Genomic DNA, 15082 nt, shown 5'->3' with positions numbered 1-15082 from the left:
TCATCCGATCAGGACTTCATGAGCAATTCCTCCCGCCGCACCTTCTGCTACGCCAGTCTGCTGATTCTGGGCATCGCCCTGATTCTCGTCCTGCCGCTCAAACTGCTGCCGAGCCTGCTCGCCGGGCTGCTGGTATTCGAACTGGTGAACAGCCTGGCACCGCTGCTGCAGCGCCTGTTCGCCGGTCATCTCGGGCGTCTGCTGACGGTCGGGCTGCTCGGCGTCATGGTCGTCGGGGTGCTGACGCTGGCGTTCGCCAGTGCGTTCTCCTTCGCCCTGCTGGAGCTGAACAATCCCGGGCAGATGCTCGGCAAGCTGATGGGCGTGGTCGACCGCGTGCGCGAGCAGGTGCCGGAGGGACTGGTGGCCTACCTGCCGGCCAACGTCGACGACGTCCGCCTGACCCTGCACGACTGGCTGCGCCGTCACGTCGGCGAGCTGCAACTGCTCGGCAAGGGCGCCGCGCATCTGTTCGTCACCGTGCTGATCGGCATGATCCTCGGCGCAGTGGTCGCGCTGCAGCGTCTGCCCGATCCGCAGACGCTCAAGCCGCTGGCGGGCGAGCTGCTGGTGAGGGTGACGCGGTTCACCGCGGCGTTCCGCAACATCGTCTTCGCCCAGTTCAAGATTTCCCTGCTCAACACGGCGTTCACCGGGGTCTTCCTGATGGGTGTGCTGCCGCTGTTCGGCATCCACCTGCCGCTGACCAAGACGCTGATCCTGCTGACCTTCGTCGTCGGGCTGCTGCCGGTGATCGGCAACCTGATCTCCAACACCGCGATCTTCATCGTCGGCTTCTCGCTGTCGCTGTGGGTCGCCCTGGGCGCGCTGGCGTACCTGATCCTGATCCACAAGGTCGAATACTTCCTCAATGCGCGGATCGTCGGCGGGCAGATCAACGCCAAGGCCTGGGAGTTGCTCCTGGCGATGCTGGTGTTCGAAGCCGCCTTCGGCATCGCCGGTCTGGTCGCCGCACCGGTCTATTACGCCTACCTGAAGAGCGAGATGAAGGCCCAGGACTGGGTCTGACAGGCGCGATCCCAAGGGTCCGCAGTTCCTGCAGGGTGACGAAGAAGTCCGGCTGAAGCCGCTCCGTCGGCTACCACGCGACCAGATCCCGCCTCCGGGCCGACGCAGCGTCCTTGTTTTCCTCGAAGGCGCCGACTAAGGTGCGCGACGTTTTCATTTCCGCCGAGGTACGCGGGCCGCATGGCCAGCGTTAATCGGGAAGCCGGTGCGCTCCAGTCTTCCTGGGCAAACCCGGCGCTGCCCCCGCAACGGTAATCGACCGCGATCCGCCCGGATCGCACTCCGCTCAACGGCCACTGTGCGCATGCATGGGAAGGCGAGCGCGAGCCGCGTCGAGAGCCCGGAGACCGGCCACGGCGGAATGCCACTGGTGTTGCGGAGGGCGACACCATCAGGCGTCGGCCCGCGCACGAAACGGCCCGCGTCTGCCTGCCCTCCTCGAACGTCTCGCCGACCTTGAGGATTTCCCATGATGCTTTCCCGCCTCGCCTTGACCCTGGCCCTGCTGCCGACCCTGCCGGCCCTGGCCGAAACCCCGTCGCAGGACGACGCGCTGAAACTCGACGAACTGCTGGTCACCGCCAATCGCAGCGTCGAGGCGCGCAGCCAGAGCTCCGCCGCCAGCACCGTATTCACCCGCGCCGATATCGAGCGGCTGCAAGCCCGTAGCGTCGCGGAAATCCTCCAGTACGTCCCGGGCGTGAACATCGTCAGCACCGGTGGCGCGGGCAGCCAGACCGGCATCTTCATGCGCGGCACCTCCACCGCGCAGACGCTGGTGCTGGTCGATGGCCAGCGCATCGCCAGCGCCTCCAGCGGCACCTCCAGCATCGAATTCCTCAGCCCCGACCAGATCGAGCGGATCGAAGTCGTGCGCGGCTCGCGTTCCGCGCTCTACGGCTCCGACGCCATCGGTGGGGTTATCCAGATTTTCACCCGCCGCGGCGAGGCCGCAGGCATCCATCCCTACGTGCGGCTCGCCGCCGGCTCGCGCGGCACCTTCGAACGCAGTGCGGGCGTCTCCGGTGGCGATGGCAGAACGCGTTACCAATTGGGGGCGGCGCTGGACGAAACCGCCGGCATCGACGCCACCACCGATGAGCTCGATGGCAACCGCGATCACGACGCCTACCGCAACCGCTCGCTGAGCCTGAGCCTGTCGCACCGATTCAACGAGCGTCTGGAAGTGGGCGCGACCCTGCTGGATCAACGCGGCAAGAACGAGTTCGACGACGTCTTCGGCGACACCCGGCCCTATAACGACTTCGTCCTCAGCAGCGGTTCCGCCTACATCGACGGCACGCTCAGCGAGCGCTGGAACAGTCGCCTGGAGGTCGGTCACAGCGAAGACAAGCGCGATACCGGGAACGATGTCGCCAGTGGCAGCTTCTACACCTACAACACCTTCCGCGACTCGGCCAACTGGGTGAATACCCTGCAACTGGACGATGCCAACCAGGTGCTGGTGGGCGCCGACTGGTACGAGGAGCGCCTGCACGCCACCGACGCCTTCATCGAGGACACGCGCTGGAACCAGGGACTGTTCATCCAGCATCGCCTGCAGACCGGGCTCTTCTCCACCGAGCTGGGGCTGCGCCATGACAAGAACGGGCAGTTCGGCAGCGAGAACACCTGGAACGGCGCCCTCACGGTTCCGCTGAATCAGGCCAACGCGCTGACCCTGTCCTACAGCGAAGGCTTCCGCGCGCCGACCTTCAACGACCTCTACTACCCGGATTTCTGCTCCGGCGGCTTCTGCTTTCCCAGCGCCAACCCGGACCTGAAAGCGGAGCGCTCGAAGAGCTACCAACTGCAATGGCGCAGCGACTACAGCGCCAGTGGCCACCTCGACGTCTCCGTGTATCGGACCCAGCTCGAAGACGCCATCGTGCTGGACGAGAACTTCATCCCGCAGAACGTGCAGAACGCGCGCATCAACGGCTTCGAGGCGAGCCTCGACGATCAGCTGTTCGGCTGGCAGGCCAACCTCGCACTGGGCCTGACCGATCCCCGCGACCGCGACAGCGGACATGTCCTGCCGCGCCGCGCCAAGCGCACCCTGAGCCTGGCGCTGGACCGTCGTTTCGGCGATTTCGGCGTCGGCGCCACCTGGCGCGCGGTCAGCGGGATTTATGACGATGCGGCCAACGACATCGCGCTCGGCGGCTACGGGCTGCTCGGCCTGCGCGGCGACTGGCAGGCGACGTCCGAAGTGAACCTGGCACTCAAGCTGGATAACCTGCTGGACAAGGACTACGCCCAGGCCACCTACCAGGGCGGTTTCTACCCCTACCGCAGCGAAGGCCGGACCGCGCTCATGGCGCTGACCTGGACTCCGGAAATCTGATCCGATCGGCCGCACGAACGAAGAGGCCCGCTTTCGCGGGCCTCGATCGATCTCCTGGGCTCATTGCGGCGTTCAGTGCGCCACGCGGCCAGGTATGGGCGTCGCCGTCTGCAAGGGCGCGCCGGGCGCGGCGCTGCCCGATTTCTCTTCGCGGCTGAGCCGGCTGGCGGTCTTGTGCAGGTCGAGTACCAGTTGCGCCAGTGACTGTGCCGCCTGCAGGGTTTCCCCGGCACTCTGGCTGCTGTGTTCGGCGGCGCCCGTGATGGCCTGGGCCTGGCCGTTTACGGCCTGCACCTGGCTCATTTGCAGGGTCATGGCCTGGCTGATCTGGCCCAGGCGGTCCTGCATGCCGGCCACTTCCTCCTCGATGCGTTCGAGTGCCCCGTTGGCCTCGCTCGAGCGGACCACGCTGCTCTGCGCCGCCTGCTGGCAGCTGTGCATCGCCGATTGGCTGTCCAGCGTCTGCTGGCGCACGCTGCCCAGCGTCGTGGCAATTTCCTGGGTGGCCTGCGCGGTGCGCCGGGCCAGGTTGCGCACTTCATCGGCCACCACGGCGAAACCGCGACCGCTTTCGCCGGCGCGCGCCGCCTCGATGGCGGCATTGAGGGCCAGCAGGTTGGTCTGATCGGCGATACCGCGGATCGCCTCGCTGATGTGCTGGATCTTCTCGGTTTGCCGGCTGAGGGCTTCGAGTGCCTGGCTCGACTGTTCGATGCGATGCGCCAGTTGGGCGACGTCCTCGGCGTTGTGCTGCACGGCGCTGGCGCCCTTGCGGGTCATGCTCAGCGCGTGCTGCGAGGCGCTTTCGCTGTCGCGGATGTGCTGGGCGACCTGGCCGATGCTCTGGTTGACCTCGAGCATCGTGCGCGCGGTGGATACGGCCGCCGCCTGGCCCTGAGCGGCGCATTGGGCGGCATTGGTTGCGGTGCGCGTCAGCCCGGTGGAGGTCTCGTGCAGCGCGCTGCCGGCGGTGACAATGCCCTGCATGGTGTGGTCCATCTTGTCGACGAAGCTGTTCACCCAGCCGGCGAGGGTGCCCGCTTCGTCACTGGAGAAGCGCTCCAGCGCCAGGCGATTGCTCAGCGGCGCGCCACATTCGGCGGTGTCCAGAAAGAAGTCCGACAGCGCCTGCAGCGAGCGCGCCCGCGCGCGCAGGCTGAACGCCCAGAAGGCCAGCAGCAGTCCGCCGGCGGCGGCGAAGGTCAATGGCGCGGCGAGATCGGGCAACTGACGCGTCAGCCACCACTGCAGGACGCCCAGCACCGCCAGCCCGGCCAGCAGCTGGCTGGCCAGCGAGACACTCAGGCTGCGCTGGCGGTAGACCTCCTCCAGGTCGCCTTCGCACATCAGTCCCCAGGTGTCCGGCGAGCCGGGCAGGCGCAGCGTCAACCCGGCGCCCACCACCGGTACATGGCGATAGTCCGGGTAGCCAGGGTAGAGCACGAACAGGTTGCTGCCTTGGCGGATGGTTTCCCGCACGCCGGGGTGCAGTTCGCCCGTGGCCGGCGCGGTGAAGCGCAGTTCGAATTCGGTGTGTTGGCGCACCTGTACGGTGCCGAACGGCGTGGAAATGCCCTGTTTCAGGTTGTCACCGCCGGTGAAGGCACCGTCTTCGAAGCGTGACCGGGACAGCGCGGTGCCCGGGGCAATGGCCGGGTTGTAGGCGCTGTGCACCATGAACAGGTAGTTGTCGCCGGAGTCCCGGTAGACGTGGCCGGCCTCGCGCTGGATGAGATCGCTCATCACATCGTTGGGTATCCGCGCGCACAGGCAGCCCACCACCTGGCCGTCATGGCTCAGCGGCTGATGGAACATCAGGGTGACGGCATCGTGGAACTTCGAGGTGGTTGCGCCCAGTTGCAGGGTCAGTTCATCGCTGTAGGGGCCCAGCAGAAACGGGGCGCGCAGCCCGGCGGCGAGCGCCTCTGCATCATGGCGCGTGCCGATGCGCGGGGCGTGGGTCGAAGCCATGATGCGACCCGAGGTGTCGACCACGAACAGCTCGCAGACTTCGGGCATGTGCGGCAGGGCGCGCCGGAGGCTATCGGCCTCGATGGCTGGCCAGCAGGGGGCCAGACCGCAGCCGAGTAGCTCGAGCGCCTGCCAATGCTGTTGCGCCCAACCGAGCAGCAGATCGACGCGGGTCTGGGCCAGACCGCTGAAGGTCTTCTCGACCCGGGCGGTCTGGCCCGCATTTAGCAGGCAGGACCAGCGCATGGCCAGCTTGCCCGTCTTGCCGAACCAGGGCAGCCAGCGGCGCTCGCGACCTTTGAAGTCCATTTTGTGGCTACGCAGCTGCATACAAACTCCGGCCGATCGACGGTCCACTAACGCTCAGTTTTGGTCAGAAACTGATGCAAGTTGTGAACCGTTCGTCGGATTTGGAGTCGGCTGCCTCAGCGCGCCAGGCGGTGGCGGATCGCCGCTTCGATACCGGCTTCGTCGAGGCCGCATTCGGCCAGCATCTCTGCCGGTTTGGCGTGCTCGACGTAGCGATCCGGCAGGCCGAGGTTGAGTATCGGCTTGAGCAGGCCTTCGCGGGCGAGGAACTCGTTCACCGCGCTGCCGGCGCCGCCCATCACACTGCCTTCCTCGATGCTCACCAATAGCTCATGGCTGTCGGCGAGCTCGCGCAGCAGGGCTTCGTCCAGCGGTTTGACGAAGCGCATGTCGACCACCGTCGCATCCAGCGTTTCGCCGACGGCGAGCGCCTCGGTGAGTTGCACGCCGAACACCAGCAGGGCGACGCGGCTGCCCTGGCGGCGAACCACCGCCTTGCCGATTTCCAGCGGCTCAAGGCCTGGCTCGATCCGCGCATTCGGCCCGTTGCCGCGCGGGTAGCGCACGGCGGCGGGACCTTCGAAGCGGTAACCGGTGCACAGCAGTCGGCGCAGTTCGTTCTCGTCGCTCGGTGTCATCACCAGCATGCCGGGGATGCAGCGCAGGTAGGCGAGGTCGAAGCTGCCGGCATGGGTCGGGCCGTCTTCGCCGACGAGGCCTGCACGGTCGATGGCGAACAGCACGTCGAGGTTCTGCACCGCGACATCGTGGATCAACTGGTCGTAGCCGCGCTGCAGGAAGGTCGAATAGATCGCCACCACCGGCTTGGCGCCGTCGCAGGCGAGGCCGGCGGCCAGCGTCACCGCGTGCTGCTCGGCGATGGCGACGTCGAAGTAGCGCTGTGGAAAGCGCTCGCTGAAGGCCACCAGGTCGGAGCCTTCCTTCATCGCCGGGGTGATGCCGACCAGCCGCGGATCGCTTTCCGCCATGTCGCACAGCCATTGGCCGAACACGCCGGAGTACTTCGGACCGGCGACCTTCTTCGTCGCCGGTGCCACGCCGGCAGGGCTGTCGGCGGGCTCCAGCTTGGTGATCGCGTGGTAGCCGATGGGGTCGACCTCGGCCGGGGCGAAGCCCTTGCCCTTCTTCGTCACCACATGCAGGAACTGCGGGCCCTTGAGGTCGCGCATGTTGCGCAGGGTGGCGATCAGCGTCGGCAGGTCGTGGCCATCGATGGGGCCGATGTAGTTCCAGCCGAGCTCCTCGAAGAGCGTGCCGGGCACCAGCATGCCCTTGGCGTACTCCTCGGTGCGGCGGGCGATTTCCCAGGCGCCAGGCAGGCGCGAGAGGACCTTCTTGCTGCCCTCGCGCATGCTCGTGTAGGTGCGGCTGGAAAGGATCTTCGCCAGGTAGTTGGACAGCCCGCCGACGTTGCGCGAGATCGACATGTCGTTGTCGTTGAGCACCACCAGCATGTCGGCGCCGACTTCCGGAGCGTGGTTCAGCGCCTCGAACGCCATCCCCGCGGTGAGCGCGCCGTCGCCGATCACGGCGATGGATTTGCGCCCGCTACCTTGCATCCGTGCGGCGATGGCCATGCCCAGGGCGGCGCTGATCGAGGTGCTGGAGTGGCCGACGCCGAAGGTGTCGTACTCGCTCTCGCTGCGCCGCGGGAAGGCGGCGATGCCGTCCTTCATGCGCAGGCTGGCCATCCGCTCGCGGCGCCCGGTGAGGATCTTGTGCGGGTAGGCCTGGTGGCCGACGTCCCACACCAGGCGGTCGTCCGGGGTGTCGAAGACGTAGTGCAGGGCAATGGTCAGTTCGATCACGCCGAGGCCAGCACCGAAGTGACCGCCGGTCAGCCCGACGCTGTAGAGCAGGTCCTGGCGAAGTTCGTCGGCGAGGGTTTCCAGTTCGGCCTCGCCCAGGCGACGCAGTTCTTCCGGCGTCGCGGCGCGGTCGAGAAGGGGAGTGGACGGGCGCTCGCGGGGAAACTCGTGGAACGTCTTGGGCATCAGGCTGATCGTTATTGGAAAAGGCGAAGGGCGCAGTTTACCCGAAAGCGCTCGTGGCGGGCTTGCCGCCACGGCGTGAATCGGTGCCGATGCAGTGGGTCGGCAGGCACTGCTGCGCTATGCTGCGCGGCGCAGCGGGACGTCAATTGATGATGAAGCTGAGCAGCCAGAGCGCCAGCAGCAGGAGAATGATGCCGCTGATGATCGACCGTCGGAAGAACGCGCGGAACGCCCCGATTAGCAGGATCAGGCCGAGGACCAGGGCAGCGATGTTGAGGATCGAGCGGTCCATGCCCAGCGCGGCGGCCAGGCCATCGACGAAATTGTGCCCGGCGACGGCGAACAGGCTGAACAGCCAGTCCAGGCTGTCGACGATGAAACGGATCAGCGAGCCCAGCATCTGGCCGAGCGTCTCGAAGAAATCTACTTGCATATGAGGTTCCCTGTGAGGTCCATGCAGGCGCCGCGCCGTGGGCGAAGCGCTCCTTCGAGGCTTGGGCTGTCGCGCAGGCTCGCGAGTTCCCTACGCGTGGCGAGAGTCGCGCATGGCTGAGTGGCGCGTGCCGCGCTGGCTCAAGCGAAGCGGCGGGTTGCTGCTGGCGCTGCTCGCCGGCCTGTGGCTGGCCGATCGCCTGTTTCCGCTGCCGTTGCCGGGCGACGACCTGGCGCGCGTGGTGCTCGCCGAGGATGGCACGCCCCTGTGGCGCTTCGCCGATGCGAACGGCGTGTGGCGCTACCCGGTGCGCCTGGACGAGGTTTCGCCGTATTACCTGGAGGCGTTGCTGACCTACGAGGACCGCTGGTTCTACCGGCATCCGGGGATCAATCCGCTGGCCGTCGCCCGCGCCGCCTGGCAGAACCTCAGCGGCGGTCGCGTGCTGTCCGGCGGCAGCACGCTGTCCATGCAGGTGGCGCGGTTGCTCGATCCGCACCCGCGTACCTTCGCCGGCAAGCTGCGCCAGGTCTGGCGCACCGCGCAGCTGGAATGGCACCTGTCGAAGGACGAGATCCTCAGGCTCTATCTGGACCGCGCACCCTTCGGCGGCACCCTGCAGGGCGTCGCCGCGGCGAGCTGGACGTACCTGGGCAAGCCGCCGGCGCAGTTGACCCGCGCCGAAGCGGCGTTGCTCGCGGTGCTGCCCCAGGCGCCCAGCCGGCTGCGCCCGGACCGCCACCCGCGTCGGGCCCAGGCGGCGCGCGACAAGGTGTTGCAGCGCCTGCGGCAGTTCGCGGTGTGGCCGGCGCAGACGGTCGACGAGGCCCTGCAGGAGCCCGTCCTGTTGGCGCCGCGCGAGCAGCCGCAACTGGCGCCGCTGCTGGCGCGGCGGCTGAATCGTCCCGGCAGCCCGCCGCTGATCCGCAGCACCCTGGACGCCGCCCTGCAGCGGCGCCTGGAAGACTTCCTGCTGGGCTGGCGCGCGCGGCTGCCGGAGCGCACCTCGGCGGCGCTGCTGGTGGTCGAGCACGAGAGCATGGCGGTGCGCGCCTACCTGGGCTCGGTGGACCTCGGCGACCGCACGCGCTTCGGCCATGTCGACATGGTCGCCGCGCAACGCTCGCCCGGCTCCACGCTGAAGCCCTTCCTCTACGGCATGGCGCTGGATGCCGGGCTGATCCATTCCGAATCGCTGCTGCAGGACGTGCCGCGGCGCTATGGCGATTACCGTCCCGGCAACTTCGCCTCCGGGTTCAACGGCCCGGTGGCGGCCAGCGCGGCGCTCTCGGCCTCGCTCAACCTGCCGGCGGTGCAGCTGCTCGAAGCCTACGGGCCGAAGCGTTTCGCCGGCGAGCTGCGCAACGTCGGCGTGCCGCTGGCCCTGCCGGCGCTGGCCGAGCCGAACCTGGCGCTGATTCTCGGCGGCGCCGGCAGCCGCCTCGACGAGCTGGTCAGCGGCTACAGCGCCTTCGCCCGCGGCGGCGAAGTGGCGCGGCTGCGTTTCCAGCCCGACGATCCGCTGCTCGAACGGCGCCTGCTGTCTCCCGGCGCGGCCTGGATCGTGCGGCGCATCCTCGCCGGGCAGGCGCGTCCGGACCGCGACCCGCGCGCCGACCTGGTGCAGCGCCCCGGCCTGGCCTGGAAAACCGGCACCAGCTATGGATTTCGCGATGCCTGGGCCATCGGCGTCGGCCCGCGCTACCTGATCGGCGTGTGGATCGGCCGGCCCGACGGCACACCGGTGCCCGGCCAGTTCGGCCTGGCCTCGGCAGCGCCCCTGCTGCTGCAGGTGCACGACATCCTGGTCAACCGCGATGCGCAGCGCGGCCTGGCGCCGCCGGGCGATACGCAGCCGGCGAGCGTCGGCGTCGCGGCGATCTGCTGGCCGTTGGGCCAGCCCCTGGCGAAGAGCGACCCCAACTGCCGTCGCCAGCGCTTCGCCTGGACGCTGGACGGCACCACGCCGCCGACCCTGGCGGCGGGCGACCAGCCGCTCGGCCTGGGCCTGCTGCAGACGGTCTGGCTGAATCCGGCCGGGCGGCGGGTGGATGCCGACTGCCTCGGAGCCCGCGCGCAACCGGTGGCGCTCTGGCCGGCGCCGCTGGAACCCTGGTTGGCGCGGCGCGAGCGGCGTGCTGCGCGGCTGCCGGAGATCGACCCGGGCTGCCCGCCGAAGCTGCCCGACGCCGCGCCCGGGCTGTCCATCGTCGGCGTGCGCGAGGGCGACCAGTTGCGCCGTCCGGCGAATAGCGGCGAAGCGCTGCAGTTGCGCCTCGGTGCGCTGGGCGGCGGCGGGCGACGCTGGTGGTTCCTCGACGGCGAGCCGCTGGGCGAAAGCCAGGGCGAGGAAACCCTCACTCCGACCTTGAGCCGCCCCGGCCATCACCAGCTCAGCGTGCTCGACGAGAGCGGGCAGACCGCCCGCGTCGAGTTCAGCCTGCTCGACTGAGCGACAGCCATCGGATTTTCGTCCGTTCCGGGTGGACTGGCTCAAGAGCTGCATCGATTCAGCCGATAGCGCCTCCACAAGAACAATCCGAGACCTGTCGCCCCAAACACTTTTTCCGTTTTTCCCAGGAGTCATGCATGCGCCTCTGGCAACGCAGTATTCAGTGGCAGTTGACCCTCAGCATGGGCGCCGCCCTGCTGGTCAGTATTCTCATCGTGATCGCCATCTATTCGCTGGTGGTCGATCGCCTGGCCGAGCAGGCGCTGGTCGAGGACGCCCTGCCGGCCAGCGTGGCGGCGGTCGGCAACGACCTCGAACGGCTGCTCGCCGAACCGGTCACCGCGGCGCGCGACATCGCCGGCAACAGCATGGTCCAGGAGTGGTTGGGCGAGGGTGAGGCGCCGGAGCGCCAGGACGCTTTCACGCGCTACCTCAAGGCGGTGCAGGTGCAGCAGAAGGCGCTGACCACCTTCATCGTCGCCCTCGGCAGCGGCCACTACTTCACCGAGAAGGGCCTGGATCGCACCCTCACCCGAGGTCCGGCGGAGAACGACTGGTTCTACTCGATGCTCGATTCGGGTGTCGAGCGCACGGTGCAGGTGGACATCGACAAGTCGACCCGCGTGCCGACGCTGTTCATCAACTACCGGGTCAGCCAGAACGGCAAGCCGCTGGGTATCGCCGGGCTGGGCTTCGGCCTGGATGCGATGTCACGGCTGATCAGCGACTTCCACTTCGGCGAGCGCGGCCGCGTGCTGTTGGTCGCCGCCGACGGCCGGGTCAAGGTGCATCCGCAGGCCGCGTTCAACGACGCCCGCGAGTTGCGCGATCTGGTCGGTGCCCAGGCCGCGCAGGCGCTGCTCGACGGTTCGACCGAGGCGGTGCCGTTCAGCCGCGAGGGCGAGGACTACCTCGCCCTGGCGCGACCGCTGAAGAGCCTCGGCTGGCTGCTGGTCGCCGAAGTGCCGGCGGCGCAGGTGTACGGCGCGGCGTGGCAAGCGCTGCTGCTGACCAGCCTGAGCGGGCTCGGCGTGGCGCTGCTTTCGCTGCTGCTGGTGGTGCTCCTGGCGCGCGGACTGGTGCGGCCGATCTTGCAGGTCACCGCGGCGCTGGTGGAGATCGGCGGCGGCGGGGGCGACCTCACCCGGCGTCTGGACGAGAGCCGCAAGGACGAACTGGGCGACCTGGCGCGCGGCTTCAACCGTTTCATCGGCAGCCAGCGGCAACTGATCGGCGACGTGCTGGCGACCAGCGCCCAGTTGCGCACCGCGGTCGGCCACGTCGCCAAGGTGGTGGACAACACCGCCGGGCGCACCGGCCAGCAACAGCAGATGACCGACATGGTCGCCACGGCGGTGCACGAGATGGGGCTGACCGTGCAGGAGATCGCGCGCAACGCCAGCCAGGCCGCGCAGGCCTCGCGGTGCGCCCATGACGAGGCCGGCCAGGCGCGCACCGTGGTCGGCCAGTCGGTGGCGAACATCGAGAAGATGTCCGCCGAGATCGGTAGCGCCGCCCGCGCCGTGCAGGATCTGGCGGCCCAGATCGGTTCCATCGACCAGGTGCTGGCGGTGATCCGCGGGATTTCCGAGCAGACCAATCTGCTGGCGCTGAACGCGGCGATCGAAGCCGCGCGGGCCGGCGAAATGGGCCGCGGTTTCGCCGTGGTTGCCGACGAGGTGCGCACGCTGGCCAGCCGCACCCAGGCCTCCACCGACGAAATTCAGCAGATGATCGGGCGCCTCAAGCAGGGCGCCGACACCGCGGTCAGTTCGATGCACGCCGGCCAGGCCGCGACCGGCACCGGCGTAGAATCCAGTCAGCGCACCGGTCAATCGCTCAGTGCGATCAGCGACCAGGTCGAACGGATCAGCGACATGAACCATCAGGTGGCCGCGGCGACCGAGGAGCAGTCGTCCGTGACCGAGGAGATCAACCGCAACGTGCAGGGCATCGCCGATCTGGCCCAGGCCACCGCCAGCGAGGTGTCCGGTTGCCGCGACGATTGCCAGGTGCTGCGCGGCCTGGCCGACGACCTGAGCACGCAGGTGGGACGTTTCCGCCTCTGACCGGCCCTTGCGGGTGCACCCAGGAGACCTCTGGCCCGAGGTGCCCGGGCTGGTCGATCAGCCGCGCCGGATCAGCCACACGCCGCCGAGAATCAGCACCAGCCCGGCGATTTTGCCGAGGCTGATCGGCGCTTCGCGAAAGCCGGCCCAGCCGAAATGGTCGAGCACCACCGCCATGCTCAGCTGGCCGGCAAGCACCAGCACCATGAACAGCAGCGCGCCGACCCGTGGACCGGCGAACGCCGCGGTGACGATGAAGAAGGCGCCGAGGAAGCCGCCGCACCACTGCCACCAGCTCAGCCCCTTGAGCATGTTCAGGCTGGGCAGTTCGCGCTGGGCCAGGGTTATGCAGAACAGCAGCGCGGTGCCGACCGCGAAGGAAATCAAGGCTGCCGCGGCGACGCTGGATACCTGTCTGGCCAGCAGGCCGTTGATGCCGGCTTGCAGGGTCAGGACCGAGCCGGCGACGAAGGGCAGGGCGAGCAGCCACCAGGCGAAAGGCATAAGGACTCCGGTCGGGAAGAGGGCCGGGGATTATGCCCCAGCCGTGCGACATCGCGTTCGCATGACGAGCCCGTTCAGCGCGGCGGATGCGCGGCCGACTCCTCGGCATCGGCGAGGGCGAGGAGGGTGGCGAAGAAGGCCTGCTTGCCGCGCTCGTAGGCCTGCGCGTCGGCGACCGGGCTGTCCACCAGCTTGCGTTTCAGCGCGTTGAAGGTCGCCACGTCCTCGGGGTGCTGGCGCAGCCAGTCGCGCACCCGCAGGGCCTGCCCGGCCTGCTGCGGATCGAGAATCCGCAGGCGTTGCCCACGCCTCACCAACTCGTCGCCCCGCTGGCGGTAGCCGAGCCCGTGCAGCAGCTCGACCAGGTCGGCGCTGTCCAGGGTGTGCGGAGGCACCAAGAGGATGTCGATCGACGGTCGCCCGCCCAGGCCGGGCACCGCGCTGCCGCCGACGTGCTCGAAGCGCACGCCGAGGATGCCCTCGCGTTGCAGCGTGCCGTCGAGCTCCGCCAGCGCTTCGGCATAGCGCTGCGAGCCATCCGCCTGCGCCTCGACGAATTCCACGGCCTCGGCATCGGCGGGAAGGCGGCCATCGAGGGTGACGGGGCGCGGATTATCGGCCATGGCGTTTCTCCTGTCAGAGCCTGTTCTTGGGGTCTCGGGGCGAACGGAGCGGGCCGGCTCAGCGCGGTGGATACTGGCTGAGCACCTTGGCCACGGTGTCGTTGATCGCCTGGGCGCGTTCGTTCGGGCTGGGCGGGTTCTGCCGCATGATCTGCTCGGCGCTGCCGCGCCAGACCAGCTTGCCGTCCTTGCCGTCGAGCAGGTCGATCTGGATGGTGCCGACCTTGTAGTCGATGGTGCGCGTCTGGTTGATCGCCGGGCCGCCCCAGTAGTTGCCCCAGTAACCGCCCCAATAGCCGCCATAGTTGGTGCTGACCTCCTCCCGGCGCTCGTCGACGATCAGCCAGGCCTGCACCTTGAGGTCCGCCGCAGAGCCAGCCGCCGCCGGGCGCAGGCCACGCTGGTCGAGCTGGGTGCCGATCGCCTCGCGGATACGCTGTTCGGTGAGGTCGCTCTTGATCCGCGGATCGTCGGGGCGGTACTGAACCACCGGTGCCTGCCAGGCCCAGCTGCGGTAGGCGGCGAAATCGCGCGTGGCGTCGTAGTCGCGGTCGATCTGGACCGACTGGCAGGCGCCGAGGAGGAGCAGAGCGGGTATCCACAGCAGTGCTTTGAACATCATCGATTCTCCGAAAAAACCTGATCGTTCGAGGATACGCCCCGCGCGTGGGGTCAGGACGGCGGGTATTTTTCCAGCGCGCGGTTGACCGCATCGCGCAGCGCCTCGCGGTTCGCCGACGGGCTGTCGCCACCGGCGCGCGCCTCGGCGCTACCGCTCCACACCGGCTGGCGGCTGGCGCCGTCGAGCAGCTCGATGCGCACCACCAGGACCTGTTCCTCATAGGTGCGCACGATCGGCGCACTGGCGTAGCCGCCGTAGTAATCGCGCCCATAGGGACCACGCCCGTAGGCGCCGCCGTAATTGCCGCCGTAGCCATAGTCGTCGTAGACCCGGCGCACGCGGCGCTCCACGCGCAGATCGGCGCTGACCTGCAGGTCGGCCGGGTTGCCGGACTGGGCCGGGCGCAGGCCGCGTCGGTCGAGGCCGGCGGCCACGGCTTCGGCTATCTGCTCGGGCGTCGCCCAGCTGGCGCCCGCCGGCATCCGGCCCTGCGCCCAGCTCCAGTTGCGGTAACGGCCGTAGTCGCGCGGGGCGGCCGGATAGGCGCTGGCGTCGTAGGCATTCGCCGTGGCTTGTGGCGGGGCCGGCGGCAGCGGGTTGGAACTGGCCGTGTAGGGGTTGTCCTTCGCGCAGCCGGCGAGCAGCAGCGCCAGGGGCAGGCCGAGGGTGGCGGAAAACGCGAAGCGACGCTTCATGGTCAATCTCCTG

Annotated in this window: 10 protein-coding genes, 2 pseudogenes and 1 riboswitch; of the genes and pseudogenes, 5 read left to right on the top strand and 7 right to left on the bottom strand. The window is 68.6% G+C overall.

The window, feature by feature from the left end:
- The first annotated feature begins 18 nt into the window (after positions 1-18).
- Positions 19-1029: an AI-2E family transporter gene (locus B3E91_RS11000; protein ID WP_090225342.1), complete on the top strand. Its 1011-nt coding sequence runs from the start codon at positions 19-21 to the stop codon at positions 1027-1029.
- A 148-nt stretch (positions 1030-1177) separates the two neighbouring features.
- Positions 1178-1399: riboswitch (cobalamin riboswitch) on the top strand.
- Between the two features lie 99 nt (positions 1400-1498).
- Positions 1499-3376 carry a TonB-dependent receptor domain-containing protein gene (locus tag B3E91_RS10995; protein ID WP_287029451.1) on the top strand — a complete coding sequence of 626 codons (1878 nt, stop codon included), beginning with the start codon at positions 1499-1501 and terminating at the stop codon, positions 3374-3376.
- Positions 3377-3448: 72 nt separating this feature from the next.
- On the opposite strand, the pseudogene B3E91_RS22265 reads toward B3E91_RS10995, so the two are convergent.
- The 3 genes and pseudogenes from B3E91_RS22265 to B3E91_RS10980 form a co-directional block, all read right to left on the bottom strand.
- Positions 3449-4072, bottom strand: a pseudogene (locus tag B3E91_RS22265) (methyl-accepting chemotaxis protein); the annotation flags it as partial.
- 1700 nt (positions 4073-5772) lie between these two features.
- Complete coding sequence (gene dxs, locus B3E91_RS10985; protein WP_287029448.1) at positions 5773-7671, bottom strand: 1-deoxy-D-xylulose-5-phosphate synthase; 1899 nt, start codon at positions 7669-7671, stop codon at positions 5773-5775.
- Positions 7672-7813: 142 nt separating this feature from the next.
- Entirely contained in the window at positions 7814-8104 is a 291-nt protein-coding gene (locus tag B3E91_RS10980; RefSeq protein ID WP_287029447.1) for a hypothetical protein, read from the bottom strand.
- Positions 8105-8216: 112 nt separating this feature from the next.
- On the opposite strand from B3E91_RS10980, the gene pbpC reads away from it, so the two are divergent.
- From pbpC to B3E91_RS22255, 3 genes and pseudogenes are all read left to right on the top strand, one after another.
- On the top strand, positions 8217-10556 hold the full coding sequence (gene pbpC / locus B3E91_RS10975) for a peptidoglycan glycosyltransferase PbpC (RefSeq protein ID WP_287029446.1): 2340 nt from the start codon (positions 8217-8219) through the stop codon (positions 10554-10556).
- A gap of 137 nt (positions 10557-10693) precedes the next feature.
- Positions 10694-11761, top strand: a pseudogene (locus B3E91_RS22260) (HAMP domain-containing protein); the annotation flags it as partial.
- 126 nt (positions 11762-11887) lie between these two features.
- The gene (locus tag B3E91_RS22255) at positions 11888-12625 is read left to right on the top strand and encodes a methyl-accepting chemotaxis protein (RefSeq protein WP_414708246.1); all 738 of its coding nucleotides are present in this window, start codon (positions 11888-11890) and stop codon (positions 12623-12625) included.
- A 57-nt stretch (positions 12626-12682) separates the two neighbouring features.
- On the opposite strand, the gene B3E91_RS10965 is transcribed toward B3E91_RS22255, so the two are convergent.
- From B3E91_RS10965 to B3E91_RS10950, 4 genes are all read right to left on the bottom strand, one after another.
- On the bottom strand, positions 12683-13129 hold the full coding sequence (locus B3E91_RS10965; protein WP_090225352.1) for a DMT family transporter: 447 nt from the start codon (positions 13127-13129) through the stop codon (positions 12683-12685).
- 74 nt (positions 13130-13203) lie between these two features.
- Complete coding sequence (locus B3E91_RS10960) at positions 13204-13752, bottom strand: GrpB family protein (protein ID WP_287029444.1); 549 nt, start codon at positions 13750-13752, stop codon at positions 13204-13206.
- A gap of 58 nt (positions 13753-13810) precedes the next feature.
- The gene (locus B3E91_RS10955) at positions 13811-14371 is read right to left on the bottom strand and encodes a DUF4136 domain-containing protein (protein WP_282340852.1); all 561 of its coding nucleotides are present in this window, start codon (positions 14369-14371) and stop codon (positions 13811-13813) included.
- 53 nt (positions 14372-14424) lie between these two features.
- Positions 14425-15069, bottom strand: a complete 645-nt coding sequence (locus tag B3E91_RS10950) for a DUF4136 domain-containing protein (RefSeq protein ID WP_287029443.1) — start codon at positions 15067-15069, stop codon at positions 14425-14427.
- Between the last annotated feature and the right edge of the window lie 13 nt (positions 15070-15082).

This window comes from Pseudomonas sp. UBA6310, from assembly GCF_002438225.1.
Taxonomy (GTDB): domain Bacteria; phylum Pseudomonadota; class Gammaproteobacteria; order Pseudomonadales; family Pseudomonadaceae; genus Pseudomonas_O; species Pseudomonas_O kuykendallii.
This window is presented reverse-complemented; position numbering and strand designations above follow the sequence as displayed.

Bases quoted from the DNA above. Each gene is read 5' to 3' on its own strand.
- B3E91_RS11000 (WP_090225342.1), top strand. From the start codon at position 19: ATGAGCAATTCCTCCCGCCGCACCTTCTGCTACGCCAGTCTGCTGATT.
- B3E91_RS10995 (WP_287029451.1), top strand. From the start codon at position 1,499: ATGATGCTTTCCCGCCTCGCCTTGACCCTGGCCCTGCTGCCGACCCTG.
- dxs (WP_287029448.1), bottom strand. From the start codon at position 7,671: ATGCCCAAGACGTTCCACGAGTTTCCCCGCGAGCGCCCGTCCACTCCC.
- B3E91_RS10980 (WP_287029447.1), bottom strand. From the start codon at position 8,104: ATGCAAGTAGATTTCTTCGAGACGCTCGGCCAGATGCTGGGCTCGCTG.
- pbpC (WP_287029446.1), top strand. From the start codon at position 8,217: ATGGCTGAGTGGCGCGTGCCGCGCTGGCTCAAGCGAAGCGGCGGGTTG.
- B3E91_RS22255 (WP_414708246.1), top strand. From the start codon at position 11,888: ATGACCGACATGGTCGCCACGGCGGTGCACGAGATGGGGCTGACCGTG.
- B3E91_RS10965 (WP_090225352.1), bottom strand. From the start codon at position 13,129: ATGCCTTTCGCCTGGTGGCTGCTCGCCCTGCCCTTCGTCGCCGGCTCG.
- B3E91_RS10960 (WP_287029444.1), bottom strand. From the start codon at position 13,752: ATGGCCGATAATCCGCGCCCCGTCACCCTCGATGGCCGCCTTCCCGCC.
- B3E91_RS10955 (WP_282340852.1), bottom strand. From the start codon at position 14,371: ATGTTCAAAGCACTGCTGTGGATACCCGCTCTGCTCCTCCTCGGCGCC.
- B3E91_RS10950 (WP_287029443.1), bottom strand. From the start codon at position 15,069: ATGAAGCGTCGCTTCGCGTTTTCCGCCACCCTCGGCCTGCCCCTGGCG.